Annotated in this window: 17 protein-coding genes; 8 read left to right on the top strand and 9 right to left on the bottom strand. The window is 71.8% G+C overall.

All coding sequences use genetic code 11. The features are described 5' to 3' along the window. Positions 1 to 2 precede the first annotated feature (2 nt). Complete coding sequence (locus tag ACBR40_RS39840; RefSeq protein ID WP_344205515.1) at positions 3 to 644, bottom strand: response regulator transcription factor; 642 nt, start codon at positions 642 to 644, stop codon at positions 3 to 5. Then, complete coding sequence (locus ACBR40_RS39835) at positions 641 to 2,743, bottom strand: GAF domain-containing sensor histidine kinase (protein WP_371252056.1); 2,103 nt, start codon at positions 2,741 to 2,743, stop codon at positions 641 to 643. The genes ACBR40_RS39840 and ACBR40_RS39835 overlap by 4 nt, the downstream gene beginning before the upstream one ends. 142 nt (positions 2,744 to 2,885) lie before the next feature. On the opposite strand from ACBR40_RS39835, the gene ACBR40_RS39830 reads away from it, so the two are divergent. Then, positions 2,886 to 3,554, top strand: coding sequence for a hypothetical protein (locus ACBR40_RS39830; RefSeq protein ID WP_371252055.1), 669 nt, complete (start codon positions 2,886 to 2,888; stop codon positions 3,552 to 3,554). On the opposite strand, the gene ACBR40_RS39825 is transcribed toward ACBR40_RS39830, so the two are convergent. The 3 genes from ACBR40_RS39825 to ACBR40_RS39815 form a co-directional block, all read right to left on the bottom strand. Continuing rightward, complete coding sequence (locus ACBR40_RS39825; protein ID WP_371252054.1) at positions 3,532 to 5,259, bottom strand: glycoside hydrolase family 2 protein; 1,728 nt, start codon at positions 5,257 to 5,259, stop codon at positions 3,532 to 3,534. The genes ACBR40_RS39830 and ACBR40_RS39825 overlap by 23 nt on opposite strands. Then, positions 5,256 to 6,449 carry an MFS transporter gene (locus ACBR40_RS39820; RefSeq protein ID WP_371252053.1) on the bottom strand — a complete coding sequence of 398 codons (1,194 nt, stop codon included), beginning with the start codon at positions 6,447 to 6,449 and terminating at the stop codon, positions 5,256 to 5,258. The genes ACBR40_RS39825 and ACBR40_RS39820 overlap by 4 nt, the downstream gene beginning before the upstream one ends. A 335-nt stretch (positions 6,450 to 6,784) precedes the next feature. Further along, positions 6,785 to 7,117: a YnfA family protein gene (locus ACBR40_RS39815; RefSeq protein ID WP_344205523.1), complete on the bottom strand. Its 333-nt coding sequence runs from the start codon at positions 7,115 to 7,117 to the stop codon at positions 6,785 to 6,787. Positions 7,118 to 7,226: 109 nt separating this feature from the next. Here ACBR40_RS39815 and ACBR40_RS39810 point away from each other — a divergent pair, with 109 nt between their 5' ends. The 3 genes from ACBR40_RS39810 (at position 7,227) to ACBR40_RS39800 (ending at position 9,910) form a co-directional block, all read left to right on the top strand. Then, positions 7,227 to 8,027, top strand: a complete 801-nt coding sequence (locus ACBR40_RS39810) for an SDR family NAD(P)-dependent oxidoreductase (RefSeq protein ID WP_371252052.1) — start codon at positions 7,227 to 7,229, stop codon at positions 8,025 to 8,027. A 98-nt stretch (positions 8,028 to 8,125) separates the two neighbouring features. After that, entirely contained in the window at positions 8,126 to 8,692 is a 567-nt protein-coding gene (locus ACBR40_RS39805) for a TetR/AcrR family transcriptional regulator (protein WP_344205526.1), read from the top strand. Positions 8,693 to 8,695: 3 nt separating this feature from the next. Further along, positions 8,696 to 9,910, top strand: coding sequence for an FAD-dependent oxidoreductase (locus ACBR40_RS39800; RefSeq protein WP_371252051.1), 1,215 nt, complete (start codon positions 8,696 to 8,698; stop codon positions 9,908 to 9,910). 42 nt (positions 9,911 to 9,952) lie between these two features. Here the strand turns inward: ACBR40_RS39800 and ACBR40_RS39795 are convergent, their stop codons facing one another. Then, entirely contained in the window at positions 9,953 to 10,444 is a 492-nt protein-coding gene (locus ACBR40_RS39795; RefSeq protein WP_371252050.1) for a hypothetical protein, read from the bottom strand. 563 nt (positions 10,445 to 11,007) lie between these two features. Here ACBR40_RS39795 and ACBR40_RS39790 point away from each other — a divergent pair. Continuing rightward, positions 11,008 to 11,454, top strand: coding sequence for an ester cyclase (locus ACBR40_RS39790; protein ID WP_344205530.1), 447 nt, complete (start codon positions 11,008 to 11,010; stop codon positions 11,452 to 11,454). Positions 11,455 to 11,719: 265 nt separating this feature from the next. Further along, the gene (locus ACBR40_RS39785) at positions 11,720 to 13,099 is read left to right on the top strand and encodes an alpha/beta fold hydrolase (RefSeq protein ID WP_371252049.1); all 1,380 of its coding nucleotides are present in this window, start codon (positions 11,720 to 11,722) and stop codon (positions 13,097 to 13,099) included. Between the two features lie 665 nt (positions 13,100 to 13,764). Here ACBR40_RS39785 and ACBR40_RS39780 read toward each other — a convergent pair. The 3 genes from ACBR40_RS39780 to ACBR40_RS39770 all read right to left on the bottom strand — a co-directional run bounded on the left by ACBR40_RS39780 (position 13,765) and on the right by ACBR40_RS39770 (position 15,557). Further along, complete coding sequence (locus ACBR40_RS39780) at positions 13,765 to 13,947, bottom strand: hypothetical protein (protein WP_371252048.1); 183 nt, start codon at positions 13,945 to 13,947, stop codon at positions 13,765 to 13,767. Between the two features lie 171 nt (positions 13,948 to 14,118). After that, complete coding sequence (locus tag ACBR40_RS39775; RefSeq protein ID WP_371252047.1) at positions 14,119 to 14,847, bottom strand: ABC transporter permease; 729 nt, start codon at positions 14,845 to 14,847, stop codon at positions 14,119 to 14,121. Further along, positions 14,844 to 15,557 (bottom strand): ABC transporter ATP-binding protein, encoded by a 714-nt coding sequence (locus ACBR40_RS39770; protein ID WP_371252046.1) that lies wholly within the window; start codon positions 15,555 to 15,557, stop codon positions 14,844 to 14,846. Before ACBR40_RS39770 ends, ACBR40_RS39775 begins: the two co-directional genes overlap by 4 nt. A 130-nt stretch (positions 15,558 to 15,687) precedes the next feature. Between ACBR40_RS39770 and ACBR40_RS39765 the strand changes: the two genes are divergently transcribed. After that, a complete protein-coding gene (locus ACBR40_RS39765; RefSeq protein WP_371252045.1) occupies positions 15,688 to 16,815 on the top strand; it encodes a sensor histidine kinase in 1,128 nt (375 codons plus the stop codon). Positions 16,816 to 16,818: 3 nt separating this feature from the next. After that, a complete protein-coding gene (locus ACBR40_RS39760; RefSeq protein WP_344205541.1) occupies positions 16,819 to 17,466 on the top strand; it encodes a response regulator transcription factor in 648 nt (215 codons plus the stop codon). Positions 17,467 to 17,469 lie beyond the last annotated feature (3 nt).

Here is a 17,469-nt window from a genome sequence, read left to right as displayed (position 1 = left end):
GGTCAGAGGCCCGCCTCGCGGGCGCGGAGGATCGCCTGGGCGCGGTCGGCGACCTGGAGCTTGGCGAGGACGGCCGAGACGTGGTTGCGTACGGTCTTCTGGCTCAGCCCGAGCCGGGCGGCGATCTGCGGGTTGGTCAGGTGGCCGGCGATCAGGGCGAGGATCTCCCGCTCCCTGGGGGTCAGCGCGGGCAGGGGCGCGGCCGTCTCGGCGCGTCCCCCAGACGGTGGGGAGAAGTAGGCGGCCAGGCGGGAGGCGAGCGCGGGCCCGAAGACGGCGCCGCCCTCGGCCACCGTCTGCACCGACCGGACGAGCTCGGCCTTGCGCGCCCCCTTGACCACGTAGCCGCGGGCCCCGGCCCGGACGGCGGCGAACACCGAGTCGTCGTCGTCCGACATGCTGAGCACGAGCACCCTGATGTGCGGATGGTCGCGGGTCAGCCGCTCGGTCGCCGCGATGCCGCCCATGCCGGGCATGTCCAGGTCCATGAGGACCACGTCCGGCTGGATTCGGCCGGCCAGCGCGAGCGCCTGCTCCCCGCTGGCCGCCTCGTCGGCGACGTCGATCCCCTCGGCCGTCGCCAGCAGAGTGCGCAGCCCCGCACGGAAGCCCGCGTGGTCGTCGGCCACCAGAATCCTGATCATCCTCCGTCCCCTTCCCCGTTCGCGGGCAGCTCGACCCGGACCCGGGTCCCGCCGCCGGGGCGTTCGTCGATCGTGCACGAACCGCCCAGCTCGGTGGCCCGCTCGCGCATCGACGCCAGCCCGACCCCGCCCTCGCCGGGGGCGTCCCGGGGGAGGCCGCGGCCGTCGTCGGAGATCTCCAGGCTCAGCGTCCCGCCCGCGAGCTCGACCCGCAGCCACGCCCGCGCCGCGGCGGCGTGCCGGCGGGTGTTGGCCAGGGCCTCGGTCGCGATCCGGTACGCGGCCGCCTCGGTGGCGGCGGGCAGCGCGGGCAGGTCGTCCGGCGCGCGCACGTCCACCCGCAGCCCGGACGGCTGCCTGGCCGCGTGCGCGCGCAGCGCCCCGATCAGGCCGAGGGAGTCGAGCGCGGGCGGGCGTAGCCCGTCGACCAGCGTCCGGACGTCGGCCAGCGCGGTCTCGGCGTCGTCCACGATCTCGGCGAGCAGTTTCCGCGCGCGCTCGTCCGCGACCAGGTCGTGCGCCGCCTCGGCGCGCATGGTCAGCGCGGCCAGGGTGGGGCCGAGGCCGTCGTGCAGGTCGCGGCGCAGCCGGCGGCGCTCCTCCTCCCTCGCCATGACCAGGCGTTCGCGGGAGCGGCGCAGGTCGGCGGAGAGCCGTACGGCGTGCACGGCCACCGCGACCTGCCGGGCCAGGTCGGCGAGGACGCGCAGGTCGCGGGGGCCGAACCCGCTGTCGCCCGGCCGCGGCGCGAGCACCAGGCCGCCGACCCGCTCGCCGTTGTGCGTCAGCGGCAGCCGCAGCGGCTCGGCGGACGGGCCGCCGCCGAGGCTGTGCTCGTGGCGGGCGCCGTGGGCGGTCTCGACCGCCACGTACGGGAGGCGGAGCGCCTCGGCGACCGACCGCGCGATGCCGGGCAGCACGGCGTCGGGGTCCGCGGCGCTCTCCAGCCGGCGGCCGAGCCGGGTGAGTGCGGCGTACGGGTCGTCGCGCTCGCCGTACGTCAGCAGGTTGACCCAGGACTGCAGCCGCTGCCGCAGCGGCGCGAAGGCGAGCGCCACCAGCCCGGCCGCAAGCACCGACACCGGCAGGTCGCCGGAAGGGAAGAGCGCGCCGAGGTAGCCGACCACGAGGATGTAGCCGCCGGTCACGCAGCCCGACAGGAGCACGTACACCAGCGTGCGGTTGATCACCAGGTCGATGTCGAGCAGCCGGTGGCGCAGGACGGCCACGCAGATGGCGACCGGGATGAGCGTGGCGCCCCCGATGCCGACCACTTCCCAGAGCACGCTGTCCGACGGCCACGGCGAGCCGGGGTGGTCGTCGGTGAGCCCGGCCGCGAGCCTGGCGCCGATCACCACGGTCTCCAGGCCGACGACGTACACGAGCCAGGCGATCTGCCGGCGTTCCGCGCCCGCGCTGCGCCGGGCCCGTACGGCGAGGTCGGCGGCGCCCAGCAGGAACACCGCCGGCAGCAGCAGGGTCAGCACCGCCTCCGTCACCTGGGCCGCGCCCGCCAGCGCGGGGACGCCGAGCGGGTTGGGCACCCCCGGCCCCAAGCCGACCTGCTGGTTGCTTCCCGGACGGAACGCGTTCGCGACGGCGGCCAGCGCGGCCACGGACGCCGCCACGGCGACCGGCGCGCGCAGGCGCGGGGAGGAGAGCCGGCCGGTGGGGAAGTAGAGCGGGATCAGGGTGGCCGCCAGGTTGGCCGGGATCCACAGCCAGGTCTGCGGCCAGGCCAGCGCCGCCGCGAACGGCAACCCCGTGCGCGAGCCGAGGATCGCGTAATGGCCGCACGCCTCCATCAGCGCGAAGCAGAACGCGCTCAGCGCGAGCAGCCGCCCCACCCGGTGGCCGGGCCGGTGCGCGCCGATCAGCCCGCCCGCCACCGCGCATCCCGTCACGAACAGCAGGTGGACGACGGAGAGCGGGGCGGTGCCGTCGGCGAAGGCGAGGACGCAGGCCACGGCCGCCAGGGTCAGGGTCAGCGCGGTCAGGGGCAGCGCGGTCATGGTCAGGGCGGCCAGCGGCAGCGCGGTCATGGTCAGGGCGCGCCATGCCCGCGCGCCCGCCCGTACGCCCCGCGCTTTCACCGCCATCCACCCCTCCTCGGGCCACACCGTATCCGCACCTGGTCCCGGTCCGGCCGGGACAGTGTCCCGGGAGGTCCGGGCGTTCTTCCCGGGGGAGCGGGGACGAGCGCCCGCGCGGCGCGGGACGGGGCCTCGCTTCTCTGGACGGGTGCTGAAAAATCCTGACGCGTTCCGCCGGACGGTCGCCGGCGTCGCCCTGCTCGCCTGGCCGGTCTTCCAGTTCCTCGCCTTCCTCACCTCGCCGCCCGGCGCCGAGCACGACCCCGAGGTCTTCCGTACGCACGCGACGACCGTCCAGGTCAGCGCCCTGCTCTACGTCTGGGCGGCGCTCAGCCTCATCCCGGCAGTGCTGGGGCTGGCCCACCTCCTGCGCGAGCGCGCCCCCCGCGCGAGCGTTATCGGGGCGGCGCTCGGTCTCGTCGGCGCCGGTCACGGCCTGACGCTGTTCACCACCGACTTCTACGACCTCGCCCTCGCCCAGTCCCTGCCCGCCGACCAGGCCGAGGCCGTCACGCGGCGGGCGAACGAGCTGTGGGGCTTCGTGTACGGGATGCTGCTGCCCGGATTCCTGCTGCACGTCGGCCTGATCACGCTGCTGGTGACCCTGGCCGCGGTCAAGGTGGCTCCCTGGTGGGTGCCGGTGGCCGCGGTGGCGGGCACGATCGTGCCGTTCGTGACCATGACGCAGGCCCCGGTCGTGCAGTCCACCGGCTCCCTGCTGCACCTGGCCGCGTACGGCTGGATCGCGCTCAGGGTGCTGCGCATGCCGGACGCCGAGTGGCGCGGCCTGACCGTCACGGGGCCTGGCCGAGCGTGAGCCGTCTGTTGACCGCGCGGACCAGGTCCTCCGGCAGCTTGAGCACCTCCCGGTCGTAGGTGAGCAGGCCGTTCAGCTCGTCCTCGACGTCGGAGAGCTGGGTGTAGACGGTGGCGCTCAGGCCATGACGGATTGCCGGGACGATCTGCTCGGCGTGCAGCCGGGCGAACGCGGCGCCGAGCCGTTCGGGGGTGTCGTAGCGGCGGTAGCCGAAGTTGCGGTCGTTGAAGGTGTGGCCGTCGACCCGCAGGCCGTACCCGCCGTACTCCGACAGCACGAGCGCCCGCCGGTCCCGGCGGCGGCGCGGCGCGCGGAACCGGCGGAAGTAGACGTGCAGGCTCCGCAGGTCGCCGGCGCCCTGGTCGTGCCAGCCGCTGGCGTGGTCGACGGTCCTGGTCGGGTCGAGCGCGGCCAGCTCCCGGGCGACGCGGGCCGCGTCGAACTGGCCCCACCCCTCGTTGAACGGCACCCACACGGCGATGCTCACCACGTTGCGCAGGTGCTCGACCGTCTCGCGCAGCTCGGCCATGAACCGGTCCCGGTGCGGCCGGCCGAACCAGCGGTCGGGCAGGTGGAACGGGACGAACGCCGGAGCGGTGACGATCAGCGGGTGGTAGCGGCCGCCGGCGTTGACCATGTCCTGCCAGACGAGCATGCCGAGCCGGTCGCAGTGGTAGTACCAGCGCAGCGGCTCGATCTTGATGTGCTTGCGCAGCATGGTGAAGCCGAGCCGCTTCATGGTGACGATGTCGTGGATCATGGCCTCGTCGGACGGCGGCGTGTACATGCCGTCGGACCAGTAGCCCTGGTCGAGCACCCCGGCGTGGAAGTAGGGGCGGCCGTTGAGCATCAGGCGCGGCACCCCGTCGGCGTCCGTCCCCACGCCGAACGAGCGCATGCCCACGTAGCCGCGCACCCGGTCGGCGCCCAGCTCCACGGTGACGTCGTACAGGAAGGGGTCCTCGGGGCTCCACGGCCGGACGTCCGGGATCGGGACGCGCACCGGCCGCCCGGCGGGGACGGTGGCGCGGGCGACGACGGACCCGGCGGCCAGGATCTCGACGTCTGCTTCGCCCTCGGCGGCGTGCACGGTCACCTCGACGCAGGACTCGGCCAGGTGCGGGGTGAGGGTGAGCCGCTCCACGTGCACGCCGGGCACCCGCTCGGCCCACACGGTCTGCCAGATGCCGGACTGCGGGGTGTACCAGATGCCGCCCCGCTCCAGCTTCTGCTTGCCACGGGCGTGCGGGACGGTGTCGGTGTCGTCGCGTACGGCGACGGTGAGCACGTTCGCGCCGTCGCGCAGGGCGGCGGTGACGTCGCAGCTGAACGGGAGGTAGCCGCCGGTGTGCGCGCCCACCTCGACGCCGTTGAGCAGCACCCGGCAGGTCTGGTCCACCGCGCCGAAGTGCAGCAGCACCCGGCCGCCCGTGCCGAACCCGCCGGGGAGCGTGAGGGCGCGGCGGTACCAGAGGGTCTGGCCGGGCATGAGCTGCCGGCCGACGCCGGACAGCTCGGCCTCGGGCGAGAACGGCACCACGATCTGTCCGTCGTAGGCCGCGGGCTCCGCGTCGTCCTCGGTGATCGCGTAGTCCCACCGGCCGTTGAGGTTGAGATAGCTGTCGCGGACGAGCTGCGGCCGCGGATACTCGGTCAGGACGGCGTCGGGATCGAGCTCCCTGCCCCAGCGGGTGAGCATGCTCATGCGGCCTCTCTCTTGCGCAGTGCCAGGACGGGAACGGCGATCAGCAGCAGCACCGCGGCGGCCGCCAGGAAGATCGCGGGGGTGGGCACCTGCCTGAGCACGCCCAGGTCCTCGTAGTAGGCGTCCGCGCCCCGGATGACCAGCGCCCCCATGTACGGCCCGATCAGCATCGGGATCAGGATCGCGAACACCATCCGCAGCCCCTGCACGTGCCCCGCGTGCTCCGGCGGCGTGTGGTCGCGGACCAGCGCGCCGATCGTCGCGGCGACCAGCATGAACCCGGACATCATCACCAGACCGGCCGCGATGACCGGGACCAGGCCGCGCGCCGGCCACATGGCCAGCAGCCCGATGGCGTAGATCCCGAGGGCGGGCAGCAGGAAGCGCCGCTTGCCGACGCGGTCGATCAGCCGGCCGCAGCTGACGGTGACCGCCGACGCGCCGGTCAGGACCACGCCGAGGACGACCGCGTACGCCTCGATCTGGAGGTAACGCTGCACGTAGATGATCAGGTAGGGCAGGAAGATCTGTGTGGAGACGCCCCAGATCGCCCACGCCGCCAGCAGCAGGTAGAGGCCCGGGTTGGCGCGCATGGCGCTGGGGCGCAGGCCGTGGAAGATCGCGTCCAGCGCGCCGCCGCGCGCCCGGGGCAGGGCCGGGCGGTCCCGTACGAGGAACCACGCCACCACCCCGACCACGGCGATGACCGCCCCGATCAGCAGGAAGAACTCCCGCCACCGCCCGGCCCGGGTGAGCGGGTCGAGCGCGCCGAAGACGGCCAGCATCGACACCAGCGGCATGATCGCGAGCACCGACTCCACCCGGCCGCGGACGGCCGGCCACGTCACGTCGGTCACCCACGCCTGGAAGGCGGCGTCGTTCGCGCCGGAGCCCAGGAACGACATCACGCAGTCGAGCACGATGACCGCGATCATGGCGATCAGCACGGCGTTCGCGGCCGGTGCGAGGCTTCCCACGGTGTCCACGGTGACCAGCCCGAACGCCGCCGTGGCGAGGCCCCACAGGACGTAGCCGGCGGCGATGAAGGCCCGCCGCCGGCCCGTCCGGTCGGACAGCGCGCCCACCAGCAGCGTCGCGACCGTGGCGGTGAACGCGCTGGCGGCGACCATCGTGGCGATGGCGGTGGGGTCGTCGGTGATCGTGTCGTAGAGGAAGACGTTGAGATACATGTTCTCGACGGTCCAGGCGAGCTGGCCGACAAACCGAGCACGATCATGGCCGTCCAGCGGCGGGGGCCCAGCCGGGCGGTGACTGGTGTGATCACGGGCGACAGCGTACGGGCGCCGGATCGTCGTCGGGTGGCCGCCCCAAGGCGAGGGCGGCCACCCGATCGGTGTCAGAGCTCGCAGGACACCTTCACGTCCCCGCCGCGCATGGATGCGCCTTCACGATGTCACTCGTGCCTTTCCGGTAGTGGTCGGACCGGAACCATGACGTCGCGTCGAGCGATCGCGGAACACGGACAAAGACGCCCTCATCGGGTTGTCCGCGGCACAGACCGGCTTCAGCCACGGGGTGCGTACATGATGACCAGGACGCCGACCAGGCAGACCACCGCTCCGGCGATGTCCCACCGGTCGGGGCGGAACCCGTCCACGACCATGCCCCAGGCCAGCGATCCGGCGACGAACACCCCGCCGTACGCGGCCAGGATGCGGCCGAAGTTCGCGTCCGGCTGCAATGTGGCGACCAGTCCGTACAGGCCGAGCGCGACGAAGCCGGCGCCGATCCACAGCAGGCCGCGCTGCTCGCGCACCCCCTGCCAGACGAGCCACGCGCCGCCGATCTCGGCGAGCGCGGCCAGGGCGAACAGGGCGAGGGAGCGGACGATCGTCATGCCTGTAGTGAACCGCATCGCGGCGCCCGCTCTGACCTGGAACGGGACGGTTGGGTGGGGCCGTCGTGGGCAGCCGGTCAGGCGGAGACCGACGAGAGGAACCGCCATCATGAGGGAAGAACAAGCCCGGCCGCTCGCCCTGGTGACGGGCGCGTCCAGCGGCATCGGGTACGAGCTGGCCAAGCAGTTCGCCGGGCACGGCTTCGACCTGATCGTCAACGCCGAGGACCCGGGCATCGCCGACGCGGCCCGCGAGCTGCGCGAGCTCGGCGCGTCCGTCGAGGCCGTCCAGGCTGACCTCGCCACCCACGACGGCGTCGAGCGCCTCTACGAGCGGGTCGCGGATGGCGGCCGTCCTCTGGGCGCGGTGGCGATCAACGCGGGGATCGGCGCCGGCGGCCCGTTCGCCGAGACGGACCTGGCCGGGGACCTGGAGGTCGTGGACCTCAACGTGCGTTCCGCGGTGCACCTGGCCAAGCTCTGCCTGCGTGACATGGTGCCCCGGGGGGAGGGGCGGGTGCTGTTCACGTCGTCCGTCGCCGCCACCCAGCCGGGGCCGTTCGAGGCCACGTACGCCGCCTCGAAGGCGTTCCTGCTGTCCTTCTCCGAGGCGCTGCGCAACGAGCTCAAGGACACCGGCGTGACGGTGACGGCGCTGATGCCGGGCCCGACCGACACCGAGTTCTTCGAACGGGCGGGCATGGAGGACACCCGGGTCGGCTCCGGCAAGAAGGACGATCCCGCGCAGGTCGCCGAGCAGGGGTTCGAGGCGCTGATGAAGGGCGAGGCGTCGGTCGTCGCCGGGTCGTTCAAGAACAGGGCGATGGCCGGCGCGGCCAAGGTCATGCCCGAGAAGGCCAAGGCCGCGGCGCACCGCCGGATGGCGGAACCGGGCTCCGGCGACCACTGAGCGGATCTTCTTGTACGTCCCCTCTGGCGATCTTTGCAGTATGCAACTATCGTGAATTTGGGCAAACGCCCAAGGCGGTCGTACAAGAAGGGTCCGTGATGCCGGAGACGTCGCTCGAACGCGGCCGCGCCACCAGGGAACGCCTGCTGCGCGCGGCCGTGGCGCTCATCGGCGAGGCCGGCTGGAACGGCGTCACCACCCGCCTGGTCGCCGAACGGGCCGGCGTCGCGCCCGGCGTCGTCCACTACCACTTCGGCTCCGTCACCGAGCTGCTGACGGCGGCCGCGCTCGGTTTCGTCCATGAGCTGATCGGCCAGATCGGCGAGGAGCTGTCCCGCCGGCCCGACCCCGAGGCCGGCCTCGACTGGCTGATGGGCGCCGTGGCGGTCTACGCCGGCGACGATCCGGCCTCGCTGCTGGTGGCGGAGACGTACCTGGCCTCGACCCGCGTCCCCGAGCTGCGCGACCGGCTCGCCGAGCTCGTCCTCGGCTTCCGCCGCACCCTGGCCCGCTGGCTGGCCGGGCACGGCGTCGAGGACCCCGACGCGGTCGCCGCCCTGCTCGCCGCCGCGATCGACGGGCTGATCCTGCACCACCGCCTCGACCCGGGACTGGACGTCGCCGCGCTGGCAGGGCCGGTACGGCGGCTGCTGCGAAAGGAGTGACCCATGAAGGCCCTCATCTGCGGAGCCGGCATCGCGGGCCTGGCGCTCGCCTGGCACCTGGAACGCGACGGCTGGGACGTCGAGCTCGTCGAGCGAGCGCCGGCCTTACGGACCGGCGGCTACATGATCGACTTCTACGGCGCGGGCTACGAGGTGACCGAGCGCATGGGCCTGGCCACCCGCCTGCGCGAGCTGCGCCACCCGGTGCGCGAGCTCGACTACCTCGACCGTGACGGCCGGCGCACCAGCCGGTTCGTCCTGCCGCCCGGCTTCTCCCGCGTGGTCAGCCTGCCGCGCGGCGACCTCGCCAGGACCCTCGCCGAGGACGTCGTCGCACCGGTCCGTTACGGCGTCACGATCGAGACGATCCGGCAGGACGCCCACCAGGTCGAGATCGCGCTCACCGACGGCACCCACCGCACCGTGGACCTGCTCGTCGGGGCCGACGGCGTGCACTCCCGCGTCCGCGAGCTGGTCTTCGGCCCCGAGGAACGCTACCTGCGCCACCTCGGCCATCACGTCGCCGCCTGCGTCCTCACCGATGCGGAGCTGAGCGCACAGGTCGGGCTGCGCTACCGGGTGCTGACCGTGCCCGGGCTGATGGCGGGCGCGTACGCGCTGGCCGAGGACCGGCTCGCGCTGCTGTTCCTGCACCGCGAGCCCGACCCGGCCCTGCCGGCCGACCCCGCGGCGGCGCTGCGCCGGCGCTACGGCGACCTGGGCTGGATCCTGCCGGAGACGCTGCCCCGGCTGCCCGCCGACCTGTACTACGACCAGGTCACCCAGGTGCAGATCGGCTCCTGGAGCCGCGGCAGGGTCGTGCTGCTGGGGGACTCCTGCCAGGCGGTCTCGCTGTTCGCCGGGCACGGCGCGTCGATGGCGGTCGCCGCCGCCTGGGTCCTTGCCGACGAACTGGCCGCCGGCGACCTGCCCACGGCCGTGCCCCGGACCGCCGGCGACCTGCCCACGGCGCTGACCCGGTACGAGGAGCGCATGCGGCCGACGATCGACGAGGTGCAGGCGTTCGGCCGCCGCTTCATCGAGTGGATGGCGCCTTCCAGCCGCCGCCGAATCGCCGCCCGCGACTGGCTCCTGCGCGTCGCCGCCCTGCCCGGCGTCAACCGCCTGTTCCTCAACTCACTCACGCCCGGCGGCCACGACCTGATCACCAGCAGAACGGACCAGCTCACCGCCCGCAGACAGCGCCGCACGGCGTGACGCCGCCCGGATCGCTCTCACCGGGACCGGTGTCATCCAGCGTCATCCGGCGTCCTGACGCGGGCCGGTCCACGACTCCGTGACCTGGCCGTCCGGCAGCGCGATGTCCAATCCTCTGCACCAGGGTCCCAGCGGCGTCCACATCTCGGGCGGCGTGAAGCTCAGCCGAAGCCGACGGGCCGAACGGGGGACCGGTCCGCCCAGGTTGCGAGTCCCGTGCGCGGCCGCCTCGCCGTCCGGATCGAAGGCCCCACTGTTGTGGTCGTCGTAAGAGGTGCCAAGGTCATCTTCGGCGAACATCATCCAGAACCAGAAGAACCGCCCTTTGGTGTCCTCCTCGTGTTGCCGTATTCCGGGAACGAACTCGTAGTGCAACGCGGCACCGGCGTCCGCCAGCTCCAGCCCGCGGGCGACCACGTGGTGACCTTCCACCAGTTCCCCGAGATCGATGTCGAAGACGATGTCGAGACGCCTCCGCCCGCCCATTCTGGCGAGGTAGGCGTCGGTGGCGGTCCGCGGCGGAATGTTGAACACGCCCTCCAGCATCGGGCTTGATCGAGCCGGCCGGCCACTCGATATCCGACCCGCCACCCCGGCATGATCTCGACGCGCGGCGATCGAACCGGGCGTTTACCCCGTGCTTCCATCAAACCCCTCTGTCGAGGCCGATTTTGACGGCTGCTTGGCACCGTTGTGCGTGCCATGGCGCGGACACTGAAAGGAGGGATGAAAGCGTCGGCAAGGACACGAGTTGGCGCGGGCGCTGTCCGCGCCGCACGAGGCCATGAGCACATTCGGCACGTCTGCATCAGCCGGCTCCCACACTCGAGCCGCGGAGGAACGAGCGCCGTGTCCCGTCACCGCGATCCCGGCCAGCAGTACGGCTGCCCACCCCTTCCCATCAACGACCACGTGGCGTACGCACCACCACCAGGCCCGTCGCGAAACATCTGGTGCAACGGGCTCCCCACCGAAACGACCATCGCACGGCGAAGCAGCCAACGCGCCAACCACCAGCCGCCCGACCCCAGACTTCGCCGTACTCCCCGCCCACCCACGATGCTCGCCGGAACGAACCGACTCGCTTGGAGGTGCCCATGTCGACCCAATGGGATCTCAGACACCGGCTGAACAAGGCCATCAACGCCCACGACGTGTCCAGCGTGCTCGCCTGCTACAGCGAGGACGCCGTCTTCGTCTCACCGGCGGGCGTCGCGCAGGGACACGACGAGATCGGCTGGGTCTACCAGCAGAACTTCAGAGCGTTCCCGGACTTTCACATGGCGGCGTGGTTCGAGCTGGGCGACTGCGACAACCCGGTCTGCACCGAATGGACCTACACCGGCACCCACACCGGCCCGCTCCTGATGCCGGGCGGGCGTGAGATAGCGGGCACGGGCCGCCGCATCACCATCAGAGCGAGCTGCGCCGCCCACATCTCCAACGACAAGATCGACTCCCATCGTGAGTACTTCGACCAGCTCGAGCTCTACAGTCAGCTCGGCTTCGGACTGGTGGAGCTGGACCAGATCGATGTGCAATGACCATCCGGGAGTGTCAACTTAACGTTGATCTTGGTTTGTTGATGTGGTCAGAGGTTGGCAGGGGTGAGGCGGCGCGACCACCCAGGTAGGCCGATCGACTCGCTGAGGACCGCCCGGGGACCACACGGTGTGCGTGGGTCGGGACGGCGCGCCGGCCCCTCTCTGTCAGACTGCGGTACGACATGCCACGGTCTGATTTCCCCCCTCGCAAGATCAGACCCAGCTCCGATGTGGCCCAGCCCTGCTCTGCGAGATCGTCGTGGCCATGTTCACGCCACTCGTTCTCGCCCTGACGCTCCTCGGCTCCGGCTTCCAGACCCAGCAGACCCCCGCCATTAACTGGGCCGCCTGCCCCGGCGACAAGGTCGGCATGGCCTGCGCCGATCTCCAGGTCCCTGTCGACTGGCAGAAACCCGAGGGCCGCAAGATCACCCTCAAGCTGGGCCGGCTGAAGGCCACCGGCGTCTCCGAGGGCTCGGTCCTGATCGCGTACGGGGGTCCCGGCGCCCCCGGCATCGCCATGACGCAGGAATACGCACACTGGTGGGCCAACCTGCGCAAACGGATGGACATCGTCACCTGGGACACCCGCGGGTACGGCGAACAGTTCGGCGGCCTCAGCACCGGTCTGCCCTGCGTCTGGACCCGCGTCCCCTTGCCCGAGTTCCCCGCGGACGATGCCGACTTCGGCCGCCTGTCCGACACCAACCGCGGGCACGCCGAAACCTGCCGCAACAAGGACCCCGAGCTGTTCGCGAACATGAGCTCGGCCGACCACGCCAGGGACATGGAGGCCATCAGAAAGGCGCTCGGCGAGTCCCAGCTCAATTTCTACGGCGCCTCATACGCGGGCATCTACGCCCAGGACTACGCTCGGCTGTTTCCCGGCAAGGTGCGCACGATGGTGATCGACGGCACGATCAGCCACGTCGGCGACGACTGGACCGCCGAGATGATCGAAACGGCCAAGCTCAACGAGAAGGTCTTCGCCCGCTTCTTCGACTGGTGTGTCGGAGAGGGCAAGTGCCCGGGAATGCCCGCCCAGTGGCGTGGCCTGATCGCCAAGGCCGAGCGCTCCCCGATCCCCGTCAAGTCCGTCGGCATCGCCTACACCAGCGGCGACCTGCAGGCACTGGCTCTCGGGCTCGCTATGCGCGGAAAGGACAACTACCCCAAACTGGCCGCGGCCATCGGCAAGGCCGTACGCGGCGACGCCTCCGGCTTCGTGCCGGACCGCGGCGCCCGCTACCCCGACCAGACGACCGGCGTCACCGAGTGCACCGACTGGCCGCGCGCTGCCAACCGGGCCGACCTCGACAAGGCACTCGCCCGCGTCCGCAAGGTCGCCCCGAACGCGGGCGCGGCCAACACGCTGTTGACCGGCACCCTGGCGTGCATCGGCTGGCCGGTGACCGTCACCAACCCGCCCGCCCCGCTGCCCAAGGGCCTTCCCCCGATGCTCGGCGCGGGCGCCTGGCGCGAGTCCGACACGGTGGCCCGCGTCCTGAAGCAGGTGCCCGGCAGCGCCACCATTCACGACGACGAGCCGGGGCACACGCTGTACGGGTTCAACGCGTGCGCCCGTGACCACATCGACCGCTACTTCACCGACCGCACCCTGCCCGCCGAGAGCACCTCGTGCTGATCGGCAACGTTTGCGACGCGGCGCGTCGGGGTGCGCGCTACCAGTGCGGTACATCGCGGTTGAGGAACCGGGAACTGCGCGCCACCCTTCTGTTGCCCCATCCGGATCGCCGCCCTGACAGCCCTCTCCAGGCCGGCCGGCGGACGAGGGGTGCCGGTAGCGCTTGAGGCAGGCTGAGGCGCCCGGCCAGTTCTCCGCTTGTCCGCTTGTATCGAACGCCTCCACCTCGACTTGCGTTTCTTGCCGGCGGGACCGATCCAGCGCACGCGGGCACGGTAGGCGGACGAGCGATCCGGCCTGTGCTCGATGCCGGTCAAAAACGACACCCCCCGGGGACTGTACGTTCCGGCTCTGGCCCACTTCCGATGGTTACGGAACGTGATCAGCCAAGCAGGATGCGGTGGCGGAGGAGAGCAGGCCAAGTACGCCGGAATAGTGAAACGGGCCGGTGAGGCGCCGTTCCGCGCGGGGGGCGACGGCGACGGCGACGGCGACGGCCCTGGGCCGTGTAGACCGGTCTGCGGAATCCGGCGGCCGGTGCCAGGTGTGGCGTCGGGTGTCCCTGTGTCGCCCCGGCGCTGCGCCGGGCCGCCGCAGCTCTGAACCCGCGGCACCTCGCCTTTCGATGCCCGTGGCAGGGACGCCGTACCCTTGTGCGATCGGGTTCAGGCAGGTGCAACGACCTCTGCCTGGCAGGCGAAGCACATCAGTGTGTGCTCCACCACGTGGCCCTGCTCGAACCGCTGACCCGACTCGACGGTGTACTCGTCGCACTCAGGGCACGTCCAAGGGCCGGACTCGCCCTGCTTCGCCGAACGAATGATGTGATTCCACTCATCGTCATTCATCCCGGGATCCTACAGCTGTCCGGGGCGCCGGCTGAGGCTGAGATGCCGGCTCCCATGAGCGACGGCCTCGTGTACGTGGATATGGAGGGCGGTCCCTGCGATGGCGGGACGCCAGCCGCCTGCCGGGCGTCCGCCGTGAGTACCGAACGGCGGGGACGATCGGAGACCGGGCTACCTCACCTCCTTGCGACAGGCACGGACGACTCCGGCCACCAGCGGGAACACGATCCACAGGGCGGTCGAAGCGGCGAGCCGCAGGAAGTCGACGCCGGCCCAGTCGCCGGCCGCGAGGGGAGCGGTGGTCCTGTTGAGATCGAGCCATTCGGCGAGCGTCCGGCCTGTGGCGCCGAGGAGGGCGACGGCGCTCCATACGGCGGTGCCGGCCAGGCAGACGACGATGGCGGCCGGTGCGTTGAGCAGGAGCGCGCCTAAGGCCGTGCCCATCATGACGAAGAGCACGTTCGTCGCCGTCCAGCCCGCCATCGTGGCGAAGGTGAGGTCCCAGTGGGCGGGAGTGTGCTGCGCGGCGCTCGTCAGCGCGGTCGCGGGAACCGCGACGAGCAGCGCGAACAGGCTGGCCACGACAGCCGTGAGCGCCGGCGGGATCGCTTTGGCGGCCATCACCCGCCATCGCCGGGGTTCCAGCACGAACGTGGTCAACGCCGTGCGATGGCTCCACTCGCCCGTCACCGCGAGGACGCCGAGCACCGGCAGGAGAGTGGCGTAGCCGATGCCGGCCGTCCAGACCAGCCGCTGCAGGCCGGGGCCGCTGTAGAGGCCCCGGCCGACGATCGCCGCGACGGTGAGGCAGAGCAGGCACGCGGTCAGGATCTTGGCGCCGCGGGTGTCGAAGAGCTTGCGGAGCTCGACGGCCAGCAAGCGGTGAAAGGGGATCGTCACTTCTGGCTCCGGTCGGCGCATGAGGTCAGTTCGAGGAAGGTCTGCTCCAGGCTGCGGCCCTGGTTGAGCTCGGCCACGGTGCCCTGGACGAGCACCCTGCCGCCGCCGATCACCACGATGTGGTCGGCGACCTGTTCCACCTCGTGCAGCAGGTGGGAGCTGAGCAGCACGGCGCAGCCGGCGTCGCCCAGGTCGCGCAGCAGCTCGCGCAACCACCGGATGCCCTGGGGGTCGAGGCCGTTGGCCGGCTCGTCGAGTATGAGCGCGCGCGGCCTGCCGAGCAGCGCGTGCGCGAGGCCGAGCCGCTGCCGCATGCCGAGGGAATAGGAGCCGACAGCCCGCCGCGCCTCCTTGGCCGACAGGCCGACCAGCGAGAGCATCTCGGCGACCCGCGACCTGGGCAGCCCTAAGGCGATGGCGCCTAGGGTCAGTGTCTCGCGCCCGGTGCGGCCCGGATGGAACGCGCCGGCGTCGAGCAGCGTGCCCACCTGACAGGCAGGACGCTCCAGCTGGGGGTAGGGACGCCCAAGCACGGTGGCCGACCCCGAGGTGGCGCGGGCGAGCCCCACCAGGATGCGCAGCGCGGTGGACTTGCCCGCGCCGTTGGGGCCCACGAACCCGGTGACGCTGCCGGGCCCGACCACGAAGGACACGTCGTCGAGCGCCCGCACGTCCTGGTAGGTCTTGCTGACACTGTTGAACTCGATCACGGGCTCAAGTTCATCGCGAGCGGGGCGGTCCGCTCATCGGCTCCAGGTCGATCGTCGTATAGACCCAGGGTGGCAAGGCGATCGACCCAGGTAGCTAGAGCAGGGCCGAAGAATTCCTAGGCTTGGACGCGTGCACGACCGCCCTGACTATCAGCCGCCCCTCGACGGATGGGGCGTCGCGCTGCGTCACCTCGCCGCGCTGGCGCCGATCCTCTTCTACGGCACGGTCTGGGTCTGGGTCGTCGTGCACCATCCGGAGCGGCTGTCGCGCGCCCTGGTCGACGCGGGCCTGAGCCTCGTGGGGCTGGTCCTCATGCGGTGGAGGCGCCGGTGGCCGTGGCAGATCGCCGCCGTGACCGCGCTGCTCACCGCGCTGTCCAGCATGGCGACCGGCCCCGCTCAGGTGGCGTACGTGTCGCTGTGCACGCACCGCCGCTGGCAGCAGATCATCCCGATCGGGGTGCTGCTGTGGGCCAGCATGGGCCTGTACGCCGTCTCGAACGGCATCACCCAGCAAGGCGTCATCGGCCTCGCCACCGGGACGGCGATCCTCGCCGGGCTGACGGTCTTCGGCCTCTATCTCCGTTCCCTGCGCGACGCCGACCTCGCCGCCGAGCGGGCGGAGCGGCAGCGCATCGAGCAGGCCAAACTGACCGAACGAGCGAAGATCGCCCAGGAGATGCACGACGCCCTGGCCCATCGCATGTCGCTGCTGGCGATGCTCGCCGGAGGCCTGGCCTTTCGCACCGACCTCGGCCAGGAGGAGATGCGGCAGACCGCGCACGCCATCCAGCACAACGCCCACCAGTCGCTCAACGAGCTCCGCACCGTGCTCGGCACCCTCCGCTCCGACGGCATCACCGCCGCCCCGCAGCCGACCCTGGCCGATCTGGAGGAGCTCTTCCACGAAGTGCGGGACGCCGGGCAGAAGGTCGCCGTGACCGACACGGTTGAGCAGCGCGACCTGCTTCCGACGCAGACCGGCCGCAACGCCTACCGGGCCGTCCAGGAGGCGCTGACCAACGCCCGCAAACACGCGCCGGGCAGCAGCGTTACGGTCGAGCTCGACGGGCGTCCGGGCGACGGGTTACGCATCCGCGTGAGCAACCCCGTGCCCTACGGGGCCTCGGGCGGGCCCGGCGGCAGGCTGGGTCTGGTCGGCCTGGGCGAACGGGTACGCCTGGCGGGCGGCACGATCACGCACGCTCAGCAGAATGGGCGATTTGTCCTTGATGTTCGGTTGCCGTGGGAGGCTTGACCTGTGATCCGGGTGGTGATCGTGGACGACGACCCGATGGTGCGTACGGGCCTGCGCCTCATCCTGGGCGGCGGATCCGGCGTGGAGATCGTCGGAGAGGCGGGCGACGGCCGGGAGGCGCTGGGCATGATCCGCGATCTGCGGCCCGCAGTCGTGCTGATGGACATCCGCATGCCCGGCCAGGACGGCCTGGTCACCACCGAGGCGCTGCTGTCCTGGCCCGAGCCGCCGCGCATCCTCGTGCTGACCGCCTTCGACGCCGACGACATGGTGCTGCGGGCGCTGCGCCTCGGGGCCGCCGGGTTCCTGCTCAAGGACACCCCGCCGGCCCGGATGATCGAGGCGGTCCGCGCCGTGGCCGCGGGTGAGCCGGTGCTGTCGCCGAGCGTCACCCATCAGGTCATCGCCGCCGCCACCGGCGGTCACGAGCGGGGCCGCGAGGAGGCGCGGCAGGAACTGGCCAGACTGACCGAGCGGGAGCGGGAGGTCGCCATCGAGGTGGCCCGAGGCCGCTCCAACACCGAGATCGCGGAGCGCCTCTACATGAGCACCGCCACGGTCAAGGCCAACGTCACCCGCATCTTCGCCAAGCTCGGCACCGACAACCGGGTGCAGGTCGCCATGAAGGTGCGAGATGCCGGGTTCGTGTGATCC

The organism is Nonomuraea sp. AD125B, from assembly GCF_041402765.1.
Classification (GTDB): Bacteria; Actinomycetota; Actinomycetes; order Streptosporangiales; family Streptosporangiaceae; genus Nonomuraea; species Nonomuraea bangladeshensis.
The sequence above is the reverse complement of the archived record's forward strand: the minus strand, read 5'-3'. Positions and strand labels throughout refer to the sequence as shown.

What these genes read in the sequence shown, in the direction of transcription:
- ACBR40_RS39840 (WP_344205515.1), bottom strand. Translation starts at nt 644, where the DNA reads ATGATCAGGATTCTGGTGGCCGACGACCACGCGGGCTTCCGTGCGGGG.
- ACBR40_RS39835 (WP_371252056.1), bottom strand. Translation starts at nt 2,743, where the DNA reads ATGGCGGTGAAAGCGCGGGGCGTACGGGCGGGCGCGCGGGCATGGCGC.
- ACBR40_RS39825 (WP_371252054.1), bottom strand. Translation starts at nt 5,259, where the DNA reads ATGAGCATGCTCACCCGCTGGGGCAGGGAGCTCGATCCCGACGCCGTC.
- ACBR40_RS39820 (WP_371252053.1), bottom strand. Translation starts at nt 6,449, where the DNA reads ATGTATCTCAACGTCTTCCTCTACGACACGATCACCGACGACCCCACC.
- ACBR40_RS39815 (WP_344205523.1), bottom strand. Translation starts at nt 7,117, where the DNA reads ATGACGATCGTCCGCTCCCTCGCCCTGTTCGCCCTGGCCGCGCTCGCC.
- ACBR40_RS39810 (WP_371252052.1), top strand. Translation starts at nt 7,227, where the DNA reads ATGAGGGAAGAACAAGCCCGGCCGCTCGCCCTGGTGACGGGCGCGTCC.
- ACBR40_RS39805 (WP_344205526.1), top strand. Translation starts at nt 8,126, where the DNA reads ATGCCGGAGACGTCGCTCGAACGCGGCCGCGCCACCAGGGAACGCCTG.
- ACBR40_RS39800 (WP_371252051.1), top strand. Translation starts at nt 8,696, where the DNA reads ATGAAGGCCCTCATCTGCGGAGCCGGCATCGCGGGCCTGGCGCTCGCC.
- ACBR40_RS39790 (WP_344205530.1), top strand. Translation starts at nt 11,008, where the DNA reads ATGTCGACCCAATGGGATCTCAGACACCGGCTGAACAAGGCCATCAAC.
- ACBR40_RS39785 (WP_371252049.1), top strand. Translation starts at nt 11,720, where the DNA reads ATGTTCACGCCACTCGTTCTCGCCCTGACGCTCCTCGGCTCCGGCTTC.
- ACBR40_RS39780 (WP_371252048.1), bottom strand. Translation starts at nt 13,947, where the DNA reads ATGAATGACGATGAGTGGAATCACATCATTCGTTCGGCGAAGCAGGGC.